Below are 16,747 nucleotides of genomic sequence, written 5' to 3'. Positions count from 1 at the left end.
CGTGCCGTCCTATCCGGCCTCCGCCATCAGCAGTGCGATCTCCGCGCCCACCTTCAGGTCCTCCTCGGCGCCGAAGGCATGGCGGCGGACGAGGCCCATGCGGTCGATCAGCACGAGGCTCGGCGTGCCGCGCATGCCGTAGGCCGCCATCGTGCGCGGGATCGGCCCGTCTTCCGACGGCCGGTCGACGGCGATGGGGAAGGTCAGCCGGTATTCGTGGATGAAGGCGGAAAGCGCCACGGGCGTCATCGCCGCGTGATGCTCGAAGACGGTGTGCAGGCCGATGACGGCGACCTGGTCCGCGGGGAAGATCGCCGCGATCTTCTGCGCCTGCGGCAGGCCGGCGCGCACGCAGCCCGGGCACAGCATCTGGAAGGCGTGCAGCACGACGACCTTGCCGCGCAGGCCGGCAAGCGTCGGCGGCGCTTCGGTGTTGAACCATTGCGCCACGTCGAGCTCTGGCGCTTCGAAGAACGGCTGCTCCATGTTCAGGCATCCTCCTGTTCGAGACAGATACCGCCGCTGTCGGCCTCCGACAGCGGCTCGTTCAGCAGGGTGCAATGATGCGGCTCCCCTGACGCGGGATCGTTGCCCGCGCGGAAATAGCGACAGGTCCGGCAGAGCCCGAAGGCCCGGCCGCCGTTGCGGCGGATGGCGGCGCGCAGCGTCTGCTGCAGGAGCGCGACGACGGTGGAGGCCTCGTCTCCCGTCGCCTCGGCGACGTCGCGGGCAAGCAGCAGCAGCGGATCGTCGCCGAGAGCCGCCGTGCCCTTCTCCGTCAGGCCGAGATCGACGGAGCGCCGGTCGCGCTCGCTCGCCCGCTTGTGCACGAAGCCCTTTTCCTCCAGCGCGATCAGCGTCTGCGACACCGTCCCGCGCGTCGAGCCGAGATAGGCGGCAAGGCCGGCCGGCGTGCGCGAGAAGCGGTTGGCGCGGGAAAGATAGCGCAGGGCGTCCCATTGCGCCGGGTTGAGGCCGTGAACGGGAACGCCGCCACGCGAAAGCCGCTCGATCCTGTCGATGAGGCGGGCGGCTTCCAGGGCGGAAGGAGGAACCGGCATGATATCGTCCCGCTCTTGACTCCGAGGGTTAATCTGCTCACCGTTATATAGTAGCGAGTCGCTACTAACAAGATGGAGAACGGTCATGCTGCGGATCAATCGTCGAATTCTGCTTCTTTCGGGAGGCCTCGCCGCCATCTCGCCCTGCCTAGCCGGTGCGCACGACATCGAGGCGGCGGCGGACGCCTCCGTTCCGCCGGCCTTCGATATCGTCAAGGCGCAGGCGACCACCGACGGGCGGCTCGCCACCTTCTCGATGGAGGTGACGGGCGAGGCCGGCTCGCAGATCCCGGAAAAGACCGGCGCGCTCGCCGGCGCCAGGGTCGACGCCTATGTCTGGCCGACGAAGCTCGATCCCTCCGCCGCCGGCTTCGAAAAGGCGTCCGGCATCCTCGCCCTGGCGATCACCGCCCATCCGGATTTCGACGACACGCCGCTCTTCGACGAGAACGGCGACGGCGATCCCGCCAACGACGGCGCCGGCTGGCATTCGCACTGGGTCGTGCTCGGCGAGGACGCGGCCTGTGCCGGCGGGCTCAAGGTGCGCGACGTCTCGCCGGGGCAGGATCTGCTGCCGGACACCGCGCCCGGCCTGCCGATCGCGCTCGACAGTCCCGGCATGAGCCCGCTGATCAAGGGCAGCACGGTGCGCATAACCGTGCCCGTTGCCGGCGCGGAGGACGTCGGCTTCGACGCCGTCGCCGCGCATCTCCAGGTGCATCCGGAGGCCAGGACGCCGCTGCTCTGCGTCACGGGTACCTACAAGGTGGCCTCCGGCGACCTTTCCCTGCCCGGTGTCGTCATGAAGGCGGACGAATAGGGATCGCCCCGCGGGCCGGAACCGGCAGGAGGGTCAGGCCTCCTGGCGGGCCGGCGCCGGAGCCTCCGTCACGTCCAGCTCTGCGGTGAAGGTCGTGCCGCCCGCGCCGTCGAAGGCATAGGTCCCGTTCATCTGCTTCACGACCCCCTTGATGAGGCGGCTTCCCATGCCTTGCGGGGCGGTCTCCGGATCGAAGCCGATGCCGTTGTCGCGGATGACCAGGCGTGCGCGCCGCTCGCCGATGTCTTTCAGCTCGATGCCGATCCTGCCTTCGCGCCCGTCGGGGAAGGCATATTTCAGGCTGTTCGTCAGCACCTCGTTGGTCAGCAGGGCGAGCGGCGTGGCGTTGTCGGTCGAGACCGCGATGTCGTCGATGTCGTAGTCGACGGTGACGGGCGCGCCGTAGGCGTGGACCAGCTTGTCGACCACCGTCGTCAGCAGGTCACGCGCGCAGAGCCGTGCGAACTGGTCGCGGCGATAGATCTGCTCGTGCACCGCGATCATCGCGGCGATCCTGTCGGCCAGCGCCTTCTGCACCTCGGCGGGAAGGCGCTGCAGCTGGATGACGCTCTGGACCGATTGCAGGTTGTTCTTTACGCGATGGTGGATTTCGCGAAGCAGCATCTGGTTGTCGGCCAGCGCGTTCCTGAGCAGTTGCGACTGCGCCGCGTCGCGATGCCGGAGATGGCGGATCCAGCTTCCGGCGGCGAGCAGGCCGGCGCCCGCCAGGAACAGGACGGAGAGCGCGACGACGACGTCGCGCCGGAAGCGCTGCGTGCCGAAGGCATAATCGGCCGAGGCGAGGGCGATGAGGCCGGTTCCCCCGATCGTCCGATAGGCGACGATCCGGTGCGCCTTGTCGACCGGGGAGATGGCGTCGTAGGTGCCGGAGGGTGCCTTCGGCAGGTAGTCCGTGAAGAGCACGTATCTGCTCATGTCGAGCGGGCCGTCGGCATGCGGATAGCGGGCGACCAGCTGTCCGTCGGCCCGGGCGAAGCTGACGGTCGAATTGGGGCCGAGATCGACCGCCTCCCAGACGTCCGCCAGCACGTCGACGTCGAAGGAGACGACCGCGGCCCCGGCGAACCGGCCGCCCCGCTCCAGCCTCCGGCTGAACGCGAATATCTGCCTGCCGTTGAGGCGGCTGATCAGCAGGCTCGACACATGCTGCTTCGCGCCCTTGGCGAGCTCGGCGAAATAGGGACGGTCGACGATGCTGATCGGCTTCACCATCGGATCGGTGGAGTAGAGGGTCAGGCCCTTGTCGTCGACCACATAGGCCTTGACCTGGCCGGGCAGGTCGAACACCGCCTCGTTGATGTTGCGCACCGTGCTCGATGCCGGCGGCGCGATGCTGTCGCCGAGCGTCTCGTCGATGCGCTGCAAGGCCTGGCGCGCGAGGGAATCGAGCCAGGAGACGTTCGTGGCGACGATCTTCGAGGCGGCGGCCGCCCGTTCCTCCGTGCGCCGGACGGCATCCTGATAGCTCGAATAGAGCCAGAGGCCGAGAAGGACGAGCAACGCGACGAACATTGCGACGATGATCGTCGCAGCGGCCCTTGCCAACGTGAAATGAACGTTCAGCCTCTGCAGCACGGCCGCCCCCGAAGTGCGTCTTGCGGAGCTTAGCCGGAGAGATCGGCCCGATCTACACATTTGTGAGGCCCGCCGCGCACCGCCGCGAACGCCATCCCTATTCGGCCGCGGCCAGCGGGCCGAAGGAGACGTCGGTCGTGTAGTTCTCGCGCAGGAAGGCGATGAAATTGTCCTGGAACTGCCGGGTATGGGCATGCGCCAGCTCGTCGGCGCGTTCGACGTCCTTCGCCCGGATCGCCTCCAGCATCAGCTCGTGCTCGTCGGTGAGCAGGTAGCCGTCGCCGGTGCGTTCCAGATACTCGAAATGGAGATGCAGCATGCGCTGGCCCTGGTTGAGGAGCCGCTCGTAGAAGGAGGCGAGATAGGCGTTCTTGCCGGCATAGGCGACGGCCATGTGGAACTGCTTGTTGGCCTCCGACATCTTCAGGTGCACGCTGGTCTTCACCGCCGCCTCGAACTCCTTCTGCCGCCTGGCGATGATCTTCAGGTCGGCGTCGGTGCGAAGTGCGGCGGCGAGCCGCGTGTTCATGCGCTGGGCGACGTCGAGCGCCTCGACGTATTTCGGGAAGCTCGCCACCTCGATGGGCGCGACGATGGTGCTGCGGTTGGAAAGCGTCACCACCAGCTCCTCGCCGGCGAGCCGGATCAGCGCCTCGCGCACCGGCGAGCGCGACATGTCGAAGCGTTCCGCGAGCGTCGTCTCGTCGAGAAGCTGGCCCGGCGGCAGCGTGAGCGCGAGGATCTCGTTGCGCAGCGTCTCGTAGACGCTCTTCGAGCCCATGCCGCGCACCCGTTTCATTTCAATTTCGTCAGACACTTACGTCCCTTTCCGTCCGTCGCGGGCATTGGGCCAGAAAATCCGGCGCGCAGCAATCGTAAAATTTCCGCTTGACTTTGTCGACACGGAGACGACATAAATTCTCCAGTCGACACGGAGCCGACAGAAAAAGACGGGAAGAACGGCCGCAGCCGACGGGTGGAACCGCGCGACGAACGCGCTCAAAAATGGGGAATGCACATGCTTTCGAAAGTGATGACGTCCGCTCTGCGGGCGACGGCCGCGCTCGCCCTGGTGGCGGGTCTTTCGACCAACGCAATGGCCCAGACGGCGGAGGGATACTGGCAGGGCATCCAGAAGAACGGCACGCTGCGCTGCGGTGCGGCGGTCGCCCCGCCCTACGTGATGCGCGATCCGGCGACGGGCGACTACTCCGGCTTCTTCGCCGACCTCTGCCGCGAGTTCGCCGAGGTGCTGAAGGTCAAGCCCGAATTCGTCGATACGACCTGGGACAACATCGTCGCCGGCCTGCAGGCCGGCAAGTGGGACGTGTCGCTGGCGCTGAACCGCACGCCCGCCCGCGCCATGGCCGTGCAGTTCTCCATCCCGGCGATGGAGTACCAGATCTCGCTCGCCTACAACAAGGACAACCCGAAGATCCCGGCCGGCGCCACCTCGGTCGCCGACATCGACAAGGCGGACGTCACGCTCGCCGTCATGTCCGGCACCGCGCAGGACAAGGCAATTTCCGCCGCCATCAGCAACGCGACGATCCTGCGCCTGCCCGGCAACGACGAGACGCGGCTTGCGGTCGTCTCCCGGCGCGCCGACATCCTGGTCGACGCCTCCGACACCAACCAGCTCTTCACCCAGTCGAACCCCGATTGGGCGGTGGCGCTCAACCCGACGCCGGCGCTCGCCAAGCAGGGCGTCGCCTTCGGCCTGCCGCACGGGCTCTCGGCGGCCGACGTCGAGGTGGTCAACATCTTCCTGGAGGAGCGGGTGGCGACCGGCCATGTGGAGGAACTGATCCGCAAGGCCGTCGACGAGGTCCTGAAGACCGCGAACTGATCGAGAGGAGCCGGGGCTCCGCGCCCCGGTTCCCGCCGGCCAAGGAGGATCGCCATGACGTCCGCATCCGCTCCGCTCGTTTCCATCCGCGCGCTGCACAAGAGCTACGGCCCGCACATCCAGGTGCTGAAGGGGCTCGACATCGAGATGAAGCCCGGCGAGCGGGTCGTCGTCATCGGCCCCTCTGGCGGCGGCAAGTCGACGCTGCTGCGCGTGGTAATGGGGCTCGAGAAGATCGACAGCGGGTCCGTCACCTTCGGCGGCAGGCCCTATATCTCCTCGGCCGGCGCCGGGGCGAAGACGGTGATCGACACCGAGGTGCGCCGCTCGATCGGCATGGTGTTCCAGCACTACACGCTCTTCCCGCATCTCAGCGTCGTCCAGAACCTCGTGCTCGCCCCCTGCAAGGTGCGCGGCGAGAAGAAGGCGAGCGCCGTGCGCAGGGCCGAGGCGCTGCTCGAACGCTTCGGCCTCGCCGCCAAGGCGAACGCCTACCCGGCCCAGCTTTCCGGCGGCCAGAAGCAGCGCGTCGCCATCGCCCGCGCGCTGATGCTCGATCCCAAGCTGATGCTGTTCGACGAGGTGACCTCGGCCCTCGATCCGGAGCTGGTGGCGGAAGTCGAGCAGGTGATCCTCCAGCTCGCCGGCCAGGACATGCCGATGATGATCGTCACCCACGACATGTGGTTCGCGAAGAACATCGCCTCGCGCGTCATCTTCTGCGCCGGCGGCGTGGTGGTGGAGGACGGGCCGCCCGAGCAGGTGCTGGGCGCGCCGCGCGAGGAGCGCACCCGCGAGTTCATCGACCGCGTCTTCCACATCAAGCAATAGGGGCCGGCGGTGAACTACACGTTCGATTTCAACGCCGTCTCGCTCAGGCCGCTGATCGAGGGGCTGGTCGTCACGCTGGAGCTGACGGTCGCCGCCAATCTCATCGGCGTCGTGCTCGGCTTTCCGCTGGCGCTGCTGCTGATGAGCCGTATCGTCGTCATCCGCTGGCCGGCGACGCTCTTCGTCGAGTTCTTCCGCTGCACGCCGGCGATCGTCCAGATCGTCTGGTTCTTCTACTGCGTGCCGATGCTGTTCAACGTCTTCCTCGGCTCGATGACGATGGGCATCCTGGCGCTCGGCCTCAACCTGATGGCCTTCAACGCCGAGGCCTACCGCGCCGCCATCCAGGCCGTGCCGCGCGAGCAGATCGACGCCGGCATCGCGCTCGGCCTCAACCCGCTGCAGCGCGTGGTCTACATCGTGCTGCCGAATGCGCTGCGCGCCTCCGTGCCGGTGCTCCTGACGAACGGCATCGTCATCTTCCAGCAGAGCGCGCTCGTCGCCATCGTCGCCGTGCAGGACCTCATGTACCAGGCGAAAACGCTCGCGACCGAGACCTACCGGCCGATCGAGACCTTCACCATCGCCGCGCTCATCTATTTCGCGGTGTCGTTCCCCGTCGCCCAGGTGGTCGGCTGGCTCGAACGCCGCCGCCAGGTCCTGACGAGCTAGGAGGGAAGGCATGTCGCTCGATTTCTCCGTTCTCCTCCTCTTCCAGGACGCGCTGGTCCTCGGCCTCTGGACGACGATCAAGCTGACGCTGATCTGCGTCGTGCTCGGCTCGTCGCTCGGCTTCCTCGTCGGCCTTGCCCGCACCGCGCCGAGCGCCGTCGTGCGCGGCATCGCCAGCGTCTATGTCGAGTTCTTCCGCGGCACGCCGGTGCTGATCCAGCTGTTCTGGATCTTCTTCTGCCTGCCGCTGATCCTCGGCGTCGAGCTCTCCAACCTCGCTTCCGGCGTCATCGCGCTCACCCTCTACATGGGCGCGATCACCAGCGAGACCTTTCGCGCCTCGCTGAAATCCGTCGGGCGCGAGCAGATGGACGCCTGCATCGCGCTCGGCCTGCCGCGCCACGTGCAGGTGACGAGCGTGATCCTGCCGCAGGCGGTGCTGCGCGCGGTGCCGACGCTGCTTTCCAACTGCGTCAGCCTCTTCAAGGAGAGCGCGCTCGTCTCGGCCGTCGGCATGGCCGACCTGATGTTCGTCGGCCAGAACATCTCCAACAACACGGCCCGGCCGGTCGAGGTGCTGACCGTCGTCGCGCTGATCTACTTCGCCATCGCCTTTCCGCTGACGCGCGCCGTCACGCTCGTCGAAGGCCGTATCCTCAAGAAACTCGCCATCTAGGAGAAAACCATGAAACTCTCAGGCGTCATGCCCGCCCTCGTCACCCCCTTCGACGCGAACGACAAGGTCGATTTCAAGGCGTTTGAAAAGCTCCTCACCGCCCTGCGCGCCGCCGGCGTCACCGGCTGGGTGCCGATGGGCTCGACGGGCGAATATTTCTCCATGTCGAATGCCGAGCGCGAGGAGGTCCTGAAATTCGTCAAGGACTTCGCCAACGAGGGCGAGGCGCTGATCGCCGGCACCAACGCGCCGGCCACGCGAGAGGTGATCGAGAACACCCTGAGAGCCAAGGAGATCGGCTACGACACCGTGCTGCTCGCCACGCCGTTCTACACGCGCCCGACGCAGGAGGAGCTGCTCGCGCACTACCGCGCCGTGCTCGACGCCACCGACGTCAACCTCATCCTCTACAACTATCCCTACAAGGACGGCGTCGAGATCGGCTTCGAGCTGATGGACGCGCTCGCCGACGACCCGCGCGTGATCGGCATCAAGGAAAGCTCGGGCTCGCTCCAGCGCGCCGTCGACATCCACGCCCGCTACAAGGGCCGCATCGACCTCGTCTCCGGCTCGGACGACATCGCGCTCGACTTCATGTTCTGGGGAGCCGACTGCTGGATCTGCGGCCCGGCCAACTGCATGGCCGCCGCCTGCGTCGACCTCGACCGCACCTTCCGCTCGGGCGACCTCGCCGCAGCACGGGAAAAGATGACGGTGCTCTACCGCGCCATGAACATCCTCGAGAGCGGCAAGTTCGTGCAGAAGATCAAGTACGGCTGCGAGCTGCAGGGCACGCCCGTCGGCAAGTGCCGCGCGCCGCTCGGCGAGCTCACCGAGCAGGAGAAGGCCGATTTCCGCGCGGCCGTCGCGCCGATCCTCGACCGATAGGGCAGCCCCCGTGTCCTCCATCGCCGTCGTCGGCGCCGGCATCATCGGCACGGCCATCGCCCATGCCCTCCAGCGCGGCGGCTTCGCCGTGACGCTGGTCGACCGCGACGCGCCCGGCCGGGGCGCCTCCTGGGGCAACATGGCGAGCATCGCGGTCACCGAGTTCATGCCGGCCTCGCGCCCCGGCGTCTGGGCGCAGATGCCGAAATGGCTGCTCGACCCCGAGGGCCCGGTGCGCATCCGCCCCGCCCACATGCCGAGGCTCGTGCCCTGGTTCCTGCGCTTCCTCGCCGCGAGCCGGCCGTCGAGGCTGCGGGAGCTGGAGGCGGCGGGTGCCGCACTCTGCGGCCGGGCGCTGGAGGATTTCGAGGCGCTGCTTGCCGAAACGGGGCTCTCCCGCATGCTGAGCGCCGAAGGCTGCCTCAGCCTCTATGCGGACGAGACGGAGTTCCGCGCCGACCGCGACCATATCGACATTCTCGAACGCTTCGGTTTCCGCCACGAGATCCTCGACGGCAAGGCGATCCGCGACCTCGAACCGGCCCTGACGACGAGGATCGCCAAGGCCGTGCTGTTTCCCGACAACCGTTCCGTTTCCGATCCGTATCGGCTGGTGACTGCACTGGCCGAACGGTTCCAGGCGCTCGGCGGCATCCTCGCGGCCGGCGAGGTCGTCGGCTTCGAGAAGGGCGAGGGCGGCGTCTCGGCCTTGCTGCTTACCGACGGCCGCCGGCTTGCGGCGGACCGCGTGGTGCTGGCGGCGGGCGCCTTCACCGGCCGGCTGTCGAGGCTTCTCGGCGAGCCGATCCCGCTCGAGACCGAGCGCGGCTACCACACCCAGATCATGGCGCCGGGCATTGCCATGCGCCACTCGATCATCTGGCCGGCGCGCGCCTTCATGGTGACGCCGACGGCGGGCGGCATCCGCGTCGGCGGCACGGTGGAGATGGCCGGCCTCGACGCGCCGCCGGACTATCGCCGCGCCAGGGTGCTGGTGAAGCGGGCGAGGGAGGCGCTGCCCGGCCTCAGGGCCGAGGAGACGAGCGAATGGATGGGCCACCGCCCGGCGCTGCCGGACACGGTGCCGGTCATTGGTCCCTCGGCGAAGCGCCGCAACGTGCTCTACGCCACCGGCCACGGCCATCTCGGCCTCACCTATGCCGCCACCACCGCCCGGCTGATCGCCGATCTCGTGACGGGCGCGAAGCCGCCCGTCGATCTCAGGCCCTACCGGGTCGACCGTTTCTGAGGAGGACACCATGCGAAGCGAACTCTATATCGACGGAACCTGGAGACCCTCGTCCGACGGCAGGACCTTCGAGGTCGTCGATCCCGCGAGCGAAGAGGTGATCCACCGCATCGCCGCCGCCACGGCGGAGGACGTCGACCTCGCCGTCAGGGCCGCCCGCCGTGCCTTCGATCGCGACGGCTGGCCGCAGAAGACCGGCGCCGAGCGCGCGCGATATCTGCGCGCCATCGCCGCCGGCATCCGCGCACGGCAGGCCGAGATCGCCCGGCTCGAAACGATCGACAACGGCAAGCCCCTGCCCGAGGCCGACTGGGACGTCGCCGATGCCGCCGGCTGCTTCGATTTCTACGCCAGCCTTGCCGAACAGCTCGATGACGATCCAGAGGAGACGATCGCGCTTGCCGACGACCGCTTCACCTCCAGGGCGGTGAAGGAGCCGATCGGCGTCGCAGGCGCGATTATTCCGTGGAACTACCCGCTGCTGATGGCCTCGTGGAAGGTCGCGCCTGCGCTCGCCGCCGGCTGCACCGTCGTGCTGAAGCCGGCCGAGGTCACCTCGCTCACCGCACTGGAGCTGGCGGCCGTCGCCGAGGAGGCCGGCCTGCCGCCGGGCGTGCTCAACGTCGTCACCGGTTCCGGCACCGTCGCCGGACAGGCGATCATCGATCACAGGGACGTCGACAAGCTCGCCTTCACCGGTTCCGGCCCGGTCGGCTCGAAGATCATGGCCGCCGCCGCCCGCGACATCAAGCGCGTCAGCCTGGAGCTCGGCGGCAAGTCGCCCTTCGTCGTCTTCGCCGACAGCGACATCGACAAGGCCGTCGAATGGATCATGTTCGGCATCTTCTGGAACCAGGGCCAGGTCTGCTCCGCCACTTCGCGGGTGCTGGTGCAGGAAGGCATCTACGCGAAGCTGTTGGCGCGCCTCGTTACGGAGACGGACCGGATCCGCATCGGCAACGGCCTCGACGAGGGCGTGCTGCTCGGCCCGCTCGTCTCGAAGAAGCAGCACGAGCAGGTCGTCGCGGCGATAGAGGCCGCGAAGGCGGCGGGTGCCACCGTCGCCTGCGGCGGCACCCGGCCGGAGGGTTTCGACAGGGGCTACTACCTGCGCCCGACGGTGCTGACCGACGTGCCGCTCGACAGCGCCGCCTGGGTCGAGGAGATTTTCGGACCGGTCGTCTGCGTGCGGCCGTTCGGGACCGAGGAGGAGGCGATCGCGCTTGCCAACGATTCCCGCTTCGGGCTCGCCGCCGCCGTCATGTCGGCGGACGATGCGCGCGCCGAGCGCGTGGCCAAGGCCTTCCGCGCCGGCATCGTCTGGATCAACTGCTCGCAGCCCACTTTCACCGAGGCGCCCTGGGGCGGCTACAAGCAGTCCGGCATCGGCCGCGAGCTCGGCCGCTGGGGCCTCGACAACTACCTGGAGGTAAAGCAGATCACGCGATACGTGAGCGGCGAGCCCTGGGGCTGGTACATCAGGTAGGAGCGGCCGCCATGCGCTTCGAACAATCGCTCGACCTGCTGCTCGTCCATTGCCAGGGCGAGCTCGGCCATGTGCTCGTCTCCGGCGCGCCGGACATCCCCGGCGCGACGATGCTCGACAAGATGAACCACATCAACGCGGCGGGCGATCGGCTCCGCCGCTTCGTCACCCTCGAGCCGCGCGCCCATGTGGCGATGTCGGTGAACCTGCTCGTGGCGCCGACGCGGCCCGATGCGGATGCCGGCTTCATCGTGCTGCAGGCCGACCGGGCGCATCCGATGTCGGGCAGCAACTGCATCTGCGTCGTCACCGCGCTTCTCGAAAGCGGCCGGGTGGCGATGCGCGAGCCGGAGACCGTGGTGCGGCTCGACACGCCCGCGGGGCTGATCGTGGCGCGGGCCGTCTGCGCGGACGGACGCTGCCTGTCCGTCAGCCTCGACAACGTGCCGAGCTTCGCCGAGCTCCTGGACCATGCGATCGACACGCCGCATTGGGGCCGCATCACGGTCGATGTCGCCTTCGGCGGCGTCTATTATGCGCTGGTCGACGTCCGGCAGGTGGGCCTTGCCATCCTGCCGGAAAACGCCCGGGCGCTCGCCGAGGCGGGCATGGCCCTGAAGCGGCTTCTCGCCGATCAGGTCGCGGTCCGGCATCCGACGCTGCCGGGCGTCGACGAGATCGCCTATGTCATGTTCCGCGACCTTGAGGCGGACGGCGCCGTGCGCACCTGCACGACGCTCCAGCCCGGCCGGGTCGACCGCTCGCCCTGCGGCACGGGCAGCTCCGCCAACCTCGCCACGCTCTTTGCGCGCGGGGAGGCGGCGGTCGGTGATAGGCGCATCTCCCGCTCCATCATCGGCGGGGAATTTCTGGCGGAGGCCGTCGGCGAGAGCGAGATCGGCGGCCGACGGGCGGTCCTGCCGCGCATCACCGGCCGCGGATACGTCTATGGCCGCTCGCAGCTGCGCGTCGATGGCGACGATCCGTTTTCGGCGGGCTTCGCATTGTCGGACACATGGGGACCGCAGGTCGATCTCCTGAAGCGGGGGGCATCATGAACAGACCGTTGCAGGGCAGGACCGTTCTCGTCACGGGCGCATCGGGCGGTATCGGCGCGGCCATCGTCGAGCGGCTGGCGGCGGAGGGCGCGCGGCCGATCATCCACTACGGGCGCGACGAGGCGGGGGCGCGAAGCCTGCTTGCCCGCATCGGCGGCAACGGGCTCGCGGTGCAGGCCGATCTTTCCGCGCCGGACGGTCCGTTCGCGCTGTGGCGGACGGCGCTCGAAGCGGCCGGCCGCATCCACGGCCTCGTCAACAATGCCGGCATCCGCACCGAGATTTCCGTCGAGGCCTCGCCCGAGGACTGGAAGGCCGCCTGGCAGAAGGAGTTCCAGGTCAATTTCTTCGCCGCCGCCGACCTCTGCAAGGAGGCGGTCCGGCATTTCAAGGCGGAGGGCGGCGGGCGCATCGTCAACATGGCGAGCCGTGCCGGCCAGCGCGGCTATGCGGCGGACGCCATGCCCTATGGCGCGACCAAGGCGGCGCTCGTCAACCTCACCAAATCCATCGCCCGCTCCTTCGGTGCCGACGGCGTGACGGCCGTCGCCATCGCGCCCGGCTGGGTGCGCACCGACATGGCGGAGGCGTTCATCGCCGCGCACGGCAAGCAGGCCGCCGTCGCCGACATCCCGGTCGGCGAGATGGCGACGCCCGCCGAGGTGGCTGAGCTCGTCGCCTTCGCGTTGCGCCCCACGCAGGTCTCGCTCAACGGCGCGACGCTCGACGTCAACGGCGGCAGCCATATCCGCTGATCCAGGGAGGAGCTTTCATGAAACGGTTCGAGGACAAGGTCGCGGTCGTCACCGGCGCGGGGGGCGGCATCGGCTCGGCCATCGCACGGCGGCTTTCGGCGGAGGGTGCGCTGGTCGTCGTCACGGACGTCAAGGCCGAGGCGGCGGCTGAGGCGGTGGCGCGCATCGAAGGCGAGGGCGGCCGGGCGAGGGCAATCGCCGCCGACATCGCCCGGAAGGAGGATTGCTTCGACCTCGTCGAACGCGCCTTCGCGCTCGAAGGCCGGATCGACGTGCTCGTCAACAATGCCGGCATCAACCACCGCGGCAATCTCCTGTCGCTCTCGGACGAGGACTGGGCGACGAGCTTCGCCGTCAACCTGGATTCGATGTTCCATCTCTGCCGGGCGGTGCTGCCGCACATGATCGCGGCCGGCGGCGGCGCCATCGTCAACACCGCCTCGCAATGGGGCCTGCATCCCGCGCCGAACCACATCGCCTACAACACGACCAAGGCGGCCGTCGCCGCCTTCACGCAGAACCTCGCGCGCGACTACGCGCCGGACAAGGTGCGCGTCAACGCCGTCTGCCCGGGCGAGATCCACACGCCGATGCTGGAGGCGGGCGTGAAGCGCTCCGGACGCACCATCGCCGATCTCGACAGGCTGGTGCCTTTCGGCCGCATCGGCAAGCCGGAGGAGGTCGCCGCTCTCGTCGCCTTCCTCGCCTCCGACGAGGCGGCCTTCATGTGCGGCTCGCTCGTGGAGATCACCGGGGCACAGGCGGTCGCCTAGTAGACTGTCAGATGACGAGCTTCAGGTGGTCGGACACGACGAGGCCGGCGGCACCGCGCAGGGCGGTGTGGCCTTCGCCCTTGCCGTTGACGAGGATGGAGATCTCCTGGTTCGGCCGCATCATGACGAAATCCTCGACGTGGCGGCGCACGAGGTCGGCGATCATGGTGCCGCCGGTCGCGGCGTCGCCGTGCAGGATATAGGCGTTGAGCGACAGGGTCTGCTGCAGGTTGGCGATGCCGATGGCGATGTTGCGCGCGTAGCGGTCGAGCAGGTCCATCGCCGCCTCCGAGCCCTCGCGGGCGAGGCGCACGAGGCGGGCGCAGTCGATGTCGAGCGGATCGTCGATGCCGGCCTCTGCCGCCTGCGCGCGCAGCCAGGACAGCGTGCCGAGCGTTTCCCAGCAGCCCCGCTTGCCGCAGTTGCAGCGCAGCCCGTCGATCTGGACGATCGTGTGCCCGAGCTCGCCGCCGGAGCCGGCAAGCCCGCGATAGACCTTGCCGTCCATGTAGAAGGCGCCGCCGAGCACCTCGCCGGTATAGATGGCAGCGAAGTTCTGCTGGCCGCGTCCGGGCCCGAACCAGCGGTCGCCGACGAGAAGGGCGCGGGGATGGTGGTCGATGACGACCTGCAGCCCGAAGTGATCGCGCAGGATGCCGACGAGCGGCAGGCCGGACAGCACCGGCGCGAGGTTGACGGCGACGATCACGCCGTTGTCGCTGTCGATCATGCCGCCGGCGGCCACGCCGATGCCGAAGGGCGGCTGTTTCGCCTCCGACAGGGTCTTGCCGAGCGTCTCCTTCATCGTCGCGACGAAGGCGTCGACATCGCCGTTCGGGTCGAAGACCGCACGCCGGTGCGCCGAGATCTCGCCCGTCAGCGAGACGAGGCAGGTCTGGATGCTGCCCGGCAGGAGCAGGACGGCGCCGAGCATCGGCGCGTCGGGATTGAAATAGAGCGGCCGGGCCGGCTTGCCGCCCTGGGCGGCCGGGCGGCCGGCCTTGCCCTCGACCAGCAGCTTCTCCTTGATCATCGGCTGGACGATGCCGGTGACGGTCGTCCGGTTGACGCCGGCCATGCGGGCGAGGTCGGCCCGGCTGGTCGGCCCGTTGTCGTAGAGGGCCTGCAGGACCCGGCCGCGGTTGATGGCGCCGATCGCCGAGGGGGATACGAGCGTCACCGAGCCCGTATCCGGGACGTCGCGTCCGGTCATCCGGAAACCGTTGAGGCTGCGCAAGGGCTGATTCTCGAAAGTCATGCGGGTCCTGTGTAGCGCGGGTCCTCTATCTTGCCACGCATCCTTTCTTCAAGACAGCCGTGGACGGGCGGCGAACGATCATTTCGCCCGGTTTCGCGTGATACAGGGAAACCGGAGATTGGAATTGACAAGTACCATAAGTTTGTGCGAGATACAAACATACTGCTCGGGAGGCAGGAAAGAGGGTTCCGATTTCGCCACGTCGCCGGAAAACGGCGCATTTCGACCGCAAGAGTCGATCGGGATCGGGTTTTCAAACTGTGGAGATACTCATGAATGTCGATAGGATGGCCTTGTCTCGCCGCAGCCTGTTGAAGGGCGTTTCGGCGACTGCCTTGCTGGCCGGTGTGGCCGCCCCGTTCGCCGCGCCGGGAGCAGCGCGGGCCCAGAGTGCCGACGCCGTCCGCGTGCTGTGCGTCGAGGACCCCTTCTTCTTCTCGCTCAAGGCGATGATCCCGGATTTCGAGAAGGAAACCGGCATCAAGGTGGAGCTGGAGAGCCTGTCCTACGACGCCCTGCAGGCGCGGCTCGTCTCCGCCTTCGTGGCGCAGACCTCCGACGCCGACGTGATCGCCGTCGACCAGATGTGGCTCGGCCAGTATCTCGACAACGGCTGGATCGTCTCGCTCAACGACTTCATCGCCAAGGACGCGGATATCGACCTCGGCGACTTCCTGCCGGAGGTCCTCTATTCCTCCAACATGTGGCGCGGCCAGATCGGCACGCTGCCGGTCGCGGCCTATGCGCAGGGCGTCATGTACCGCAAGGACATGTTCGACGAGTTCGGCATCGCCGCGCCGCCGAGCGAGACCTCCGAGGACTGGACCTGGACGAAATATGTCGAGACGCTGAAGGCGCTGGAAGGCAAGTCCTTCAACGGCGCGCCGGTGTTCCCGACGGTGGTGTGCGGCTCGCAGCCCTCGCCGATCGTCCACATGTTCACGCAGGTCTCTACGAGCCACGGCGCGGGCTGGTTCAAGTCGTTCCCCGGCGCGCCCTGGGACTTCGAGCCGCAGCTGACCGGCCCGGCCTGGGTGAAGTCGGTGGAGGTCTATCGCGCGCTCTACAGGCTGTCGCCGCCCGAGGCGATCAACTACGTGTGGTTCGACGCCGGCACCCGCTTCGCCAAGGGCGACATCGGCATGTTCTACTGGTGGACGCCCTATTTCTACCTGATCAAGAACGCCGGCTACATGACCGGCACGAAGTCCGACGTGATGGACAAATACGCGACCGCCGCCCTGCCCAAGGCGGAAGGCGTGCCGCAGACCGTCAGCCTCGGCGGCTGGAGCCTCGGCGTGCCCTCGAGCTCGACGCGGCAGGACAACGGCTACGCCTTCATCAAGTGGGCGACCTCGAAGGCGACGCAGAAGAAGATGGCGCTCTGGCCGGACCTCAACCACCAGTTCTCCGACTTCGCGCGCGCCTCGCTCTACGAGGACGACGAGGTGAAGGCGATCTACCCGTATCTCGACATCCAGCTCGCCATGATGAAGCAGGGCAACGGCAAGGTCACGCGGCCCCCGGTTCCCGGCTACACCGCGCTCGAAAGCGTCCTCGGCCTGACGCTGAATCAGCTCCTGACGGGCAGCGAGGACCCGGCCGCGGCGCTGGAACGGACCAACGGCCTGTTCGCCAGCATCCTCAAGGGGAACTTCATGATTCCCTACCAGAAGGAAAGCTTCGCCGATTCCCTCGACGAGGCGAAGGCCCTCATCGGCAAGCTCACGAAGAGCTGATAGTCTCCTCCCCGTACGCCGGCGCGCCCCCGTGCG

17 protein-coding genes are annotated in these 16,747 nt (G+C 68.0%); 12 read left to right on the top strand and 5 right to left on the bottom strand.

The annotated features are described in order from the left end of the window. Window positions 1-9: 9 nt before the first annotated feature. Window positions 10-486, bottom strand: coding sequence for a redoxin domain-containing protein (locus NNZ72_RS16560; protein WP_257316509.1), 477 nt, complete (start codon window positions 484-486; stop codon window positions 10-12). A 2-nt stretch (window positions 487-488) separates the two neighbouring features. Continuing rightward, window positions 489-1,061, bottom strand: a complete 573-nt coding sequence (locus NNZ72_RS16555; protein WP_257316508.1) for a MarR family winged helix-turn-helix transcriptional regulator — start codon at window positions 1,059-1,061, stop codon at window positions 489-491. Between the two features lie 85 nt (window positions 1,062-1,146). On the opposite strand from NNZ72_RS16555, the gene NNZ72_RS16550 reads away from it, so the two are divergent. Continuing rightward, on the top strand, window positions 1,147-1,881 hold the full coding sequence (locus NNZ72_RS16550) for a hypothetical protein (protein ID WP_257316507.1): 735 nt from the start codon (window positions 1,147-1,149) through the stop codon (window positions 1,879-1,881). A 33-nt stretch (window positions 1,882-1,914) separates the two neighbouring features. Here NNZ72_RS16550 and NNZ72_RS16545 read toward each other — a convergent pair whose 3' ends face one another. Both NNZ72_RS16545 and NNZ72_RS16540 read right to left on the bottom strand, forming a co-directional pair. Beyond that, on the bottom strand, window positions 1,915-3,477 hold the full coding sequence (locus tag NNZ72_RS16545) for a sensor histidine kinase (protein ID WP_257316505.1): 1,563 nt from the start codon (window positions 3,475-3,477) through the stop codon (window positions 1,915-1,917). Between the two features lie 97 nt (window positions 3,478-3,574). Beyond that, window positions 3,575-4,294, bottom strand: a complete 720-nt coding sequence (locus NNZ72_RS16540) for a GntR family transcriptional regulator (protein ID WP_257316503.1) — start codon at window positions 4,292-4,294, stop codon at window positions 3,575-3,577. Between the two features lie 201 nt (window positions 4,295-4,495). On the opposite strand from NNZ72_RS16540, the gene NNZ72_RS16535 reads away from it, so the two are divergent. From NNZ72_RS16535 to NNZ72_RS16490, 10 genes are read left to right on the top strand one after another with little or no spacing between them, the layout of a single operon-like run. Then, the gene (locus NNZ72_RS16535) at window positions 4,496-5,326 is read left to right on the top strand and encodes a substrate-binding periplasmic protein (protein ID WP_257316502.1); all 831 of its coding nucleotides are present in this window, start codon (window positions 4,496-4,498) and stop codon (window positions 5,324-5,326) included. Between the two features lie 54 nt (window positions 5,327-5,380). After that, on the top strand, window positions 5,381-6,157 hold the full coding sequence (locus NNZ72_RS16530; RefSeq protein ID WP_257316501.1) for an amino acid ABC transporter ATP-binding protein: 777 nt from the start codon (window positions 5,381-5,383) through the stop codon (window positions 6,155-6,157). A 9-nt stretch (window positions 6,158-6,166) separates the two neighbouring features. Further along, window positions 6,167-6,829 (top strand): amino acid ABC transporter permease, encoded by a 663-nt coding sequence (locus tag NNZ72_RS16525; protein WP_257316500.1) that lies wholly within the window; start codon window positions 6,167-6,169, stop codon window positions 6,827-6,829. Between the two features lie 10 nt (window positions 6,830-6,839). Further along, window positions 6,840-7,505: an amino acid ABC transporter permease gene (locus tag NNZ72_RS16520; protein WP_257316499.1), complete on the top strand. Its 666-nt coding sequence runs from the start codon at window positions 6,840-6,842 to the stop codon at window positions 7,503-7,505. 9 nt (window positions 7,506-7,514) lie between these two features. Further along, window positions 7,515-8,393: a 4-hydroxy-tetrahydrodipicolinate synthase gene (gene dapA, locus NNZ72_RS16515; RefSeq protein ID WP_257316498.1), complete on the top strand. Its 879-nt coding sequence runs from the start codon at window positions 7,515-7,517 to the stop codon at window positions 8,391-8,393. A 10-nt stretch (window positions 8,394-8,403) separates the two neighbouring features. Further along, entirely contained in the window at window positions 8,404-9,642 is a 1,239-nt protein-coding gene (locus NNZ72_RS16510; protein ID WP_257316496.1) for an NAD(P)/FAD-dependent oxidoreductase, read from the top strand. A gap of 10 nt (window positions 9,643-9,652) precedes the next feature. After that, on the top strand, window positions 9,653-11,128 hold the full coding sequence (locus tag NNZ72_RS16505) for an aldehyde dehydrogenase family protein (protein ID WP_257316495.1): 1,476 nt from the start codon (window positions 9,653-9,655) through the stop codon (window positions 11,126-11,128). An 11-nt stretch (window positions 11,129-11,139) separates the two neighbouring features. After that, a complete protein-coding gene (locus NNZ72_RS16500; protein ID WP_257316494.1) occupies window positions 11,140-12,186 on the top strand; it encodes a proline racemase family protein in 1,047 nt (348 codons plus the stop codon). Beyond that, window positions 12,183-12,941 (top strand): SDR family NAD(P)-dependent oxidoreductase, encoded by a 759-nt coding sequence (locus NNZ72_RS16495; protein WP_257316493.1) that lies wholly within the window; start codon window positions 12,183-12,185, stop codon window positions 12,939-12,941. The genes NNZ72_RS16500 and NNZ72_RS16495 overlap by 4 nt, the downstream gene beginning before the upstream one ends. Window positions 12,942-12,958: 17 nt before the next feature. After that, a complete protein-coding gene (locus tag NNZ72_RS16490) occupies window positions 12,959-13,714 on the top strand; it encodes an SDR family NAD(P)-dependent oxidoreductase (protein WP_257316490.1) in 756 nt (251 codons plus the stop codon). Between the two features lie 7 nt (window positions 13,715-13,721). Here the strand turns inward: NNZ72_RS16490 and NNZ72_RS16485 are convergent, their stop codons facing one another. Next, on the bottom strand, window positions 13,722-14,972 hold the full coding sequence (locus tag NNZ72_RS16485) for an ROK family transcriptional regulator (protein ID WP_257316489.1): 1,251 nt from the start codon (window positions 14,970-14,972) through the stop codon (window positions 13,722-13,724). Window positions 14,973-15,244: 272 nt separating this feature from the next. Here NNZ72_RS16485 and NNZ72_RS16480 point away from each other — a divergent pair, with 272 nt between their 5' ends. Continuing rightward, complete coding sequence (locus tag NNZ72_RS16480; protein WP_257316488.1) at window positions 15,245-16,711, top strand: extracellular solute-binding protein; 1,467 nt, start codon at window positions 15,245-15,247, stop codon at window positions 16,709-16,711. The last annotated feature ends 36 nt before the right edge of the window (window positions 16,712-16,747 follow it).

The sequence above is a fragment of the Shinella pollutisoli genome (assembly GCF_024609765.1).
GTDB classification, from domain to species: Bacteria; Pseudomonadota; Alphaproteobacteria; order Rhizobiales; family Rhizobiaceae; genus Shinella; species Shinella pollutisoli.
Note: the sequence above shows the minus strand (reverse complement) of the source record. Positions and strands in the feature narration are given on the sequence as shown.

Excerpts from the sequence above, each read along its gene's own strand:
- NNZ72_RS16560 (WP_257316509.1), bottom strand. The coding sequence starts at position 486 with ATGGAGCAGCCGTTCTTCGAAGCGCCAGAGCTCGACGTGGCGCAATGG.
- NNZ72_RS16555 (WP_257316508.1), bottom strand. The coding sequence starts at position 1,061 with ATGCCGGTTCCTCCTTCCGCCCTGGAAGCCGCCCGCCTCATCGACAGG.
- NNZ72_RS16550 (WP_257316507.1), top strand. The coding sequence starts at position 1,147 with ATGCTGCGGATCAATCGTCGAATTCTGCTTCTTTCGGGAGGCCTCGCC.
- NNZ72_RS16535 (WP_257316502.1), top strand. The coding sequence starts at position 4,496 with ATGCTTTCGAAAGTGATGACGTCCGCTCTGCGGGCGACGGCCGCGCTC.
- NNZ72_RS16530 (WP_257316501.1), top strand. The coding sequence starts at position 5,381 with ATGACGTCCGCATCCGCTCCGCTCGTTTCCATCCGCGCGCTGCACAAG.
- NNZ72_RS16520 (WP_257316499.1), top strand. The coding sequence starts at position 6,840 with ATGTCGCTCGATTTCTCCGTTCTCCTCCTCTTCCAGGACGCGCTGGTC.
- dapA (WP_257316498.1), top strand. The coding sequence starts at position 7,515 with ATGAAACTCTCAGGCGTCATGCCCGCCCTCGTCACCCCCTTCGACGCG.
- NNZ72_RS16505 (WP_257316495.1), top strand. The coding sequence starts at position 9,653 with ATGCGAAGCGAACTCTATATCGACGGAACCTGGAGACCCTCGTCCGAC.
- NNZ72_RS16500 (WP_257316494.1), top strand. The coding sequence starts at position 11,140 with ATGCGCTTCGAACAATCGCTCGACCTGCTGCTCGTCCATTGCCAGGGC.
- NNZ72_RS16495 (WP_257316493.1), top strand. The coding sequence starts at position 12,183 with ATGAACAGACCGTTGCAGGGCAGGACCGTTCTCGTCACGGGCGCATCG.
- NNZ72_RS16490 (WP_257316490.1), top strand. The coding sequence starts at position 12,959 with ATGAAACGGTTCGAGGACAAGGTCGCGGTCGTCACCGGCGCGGGGGGC.
- NNZ72_RS16485 (WP_257316489.1), bottom strand. The coding sequence starts at position 14,972 with ATGACTTTCGAGAATCAGCCCTTGCGCAGCCTCAACGGTTTCCGGATG.
- NNZ72_RS16480 (WP_257316488.1), top strand. The coding sequence starts at position 15,245 with ATGAATGTCGATAGGATGGCCTTGTCTCGCCGCAGCCTGTTGAAGGGC.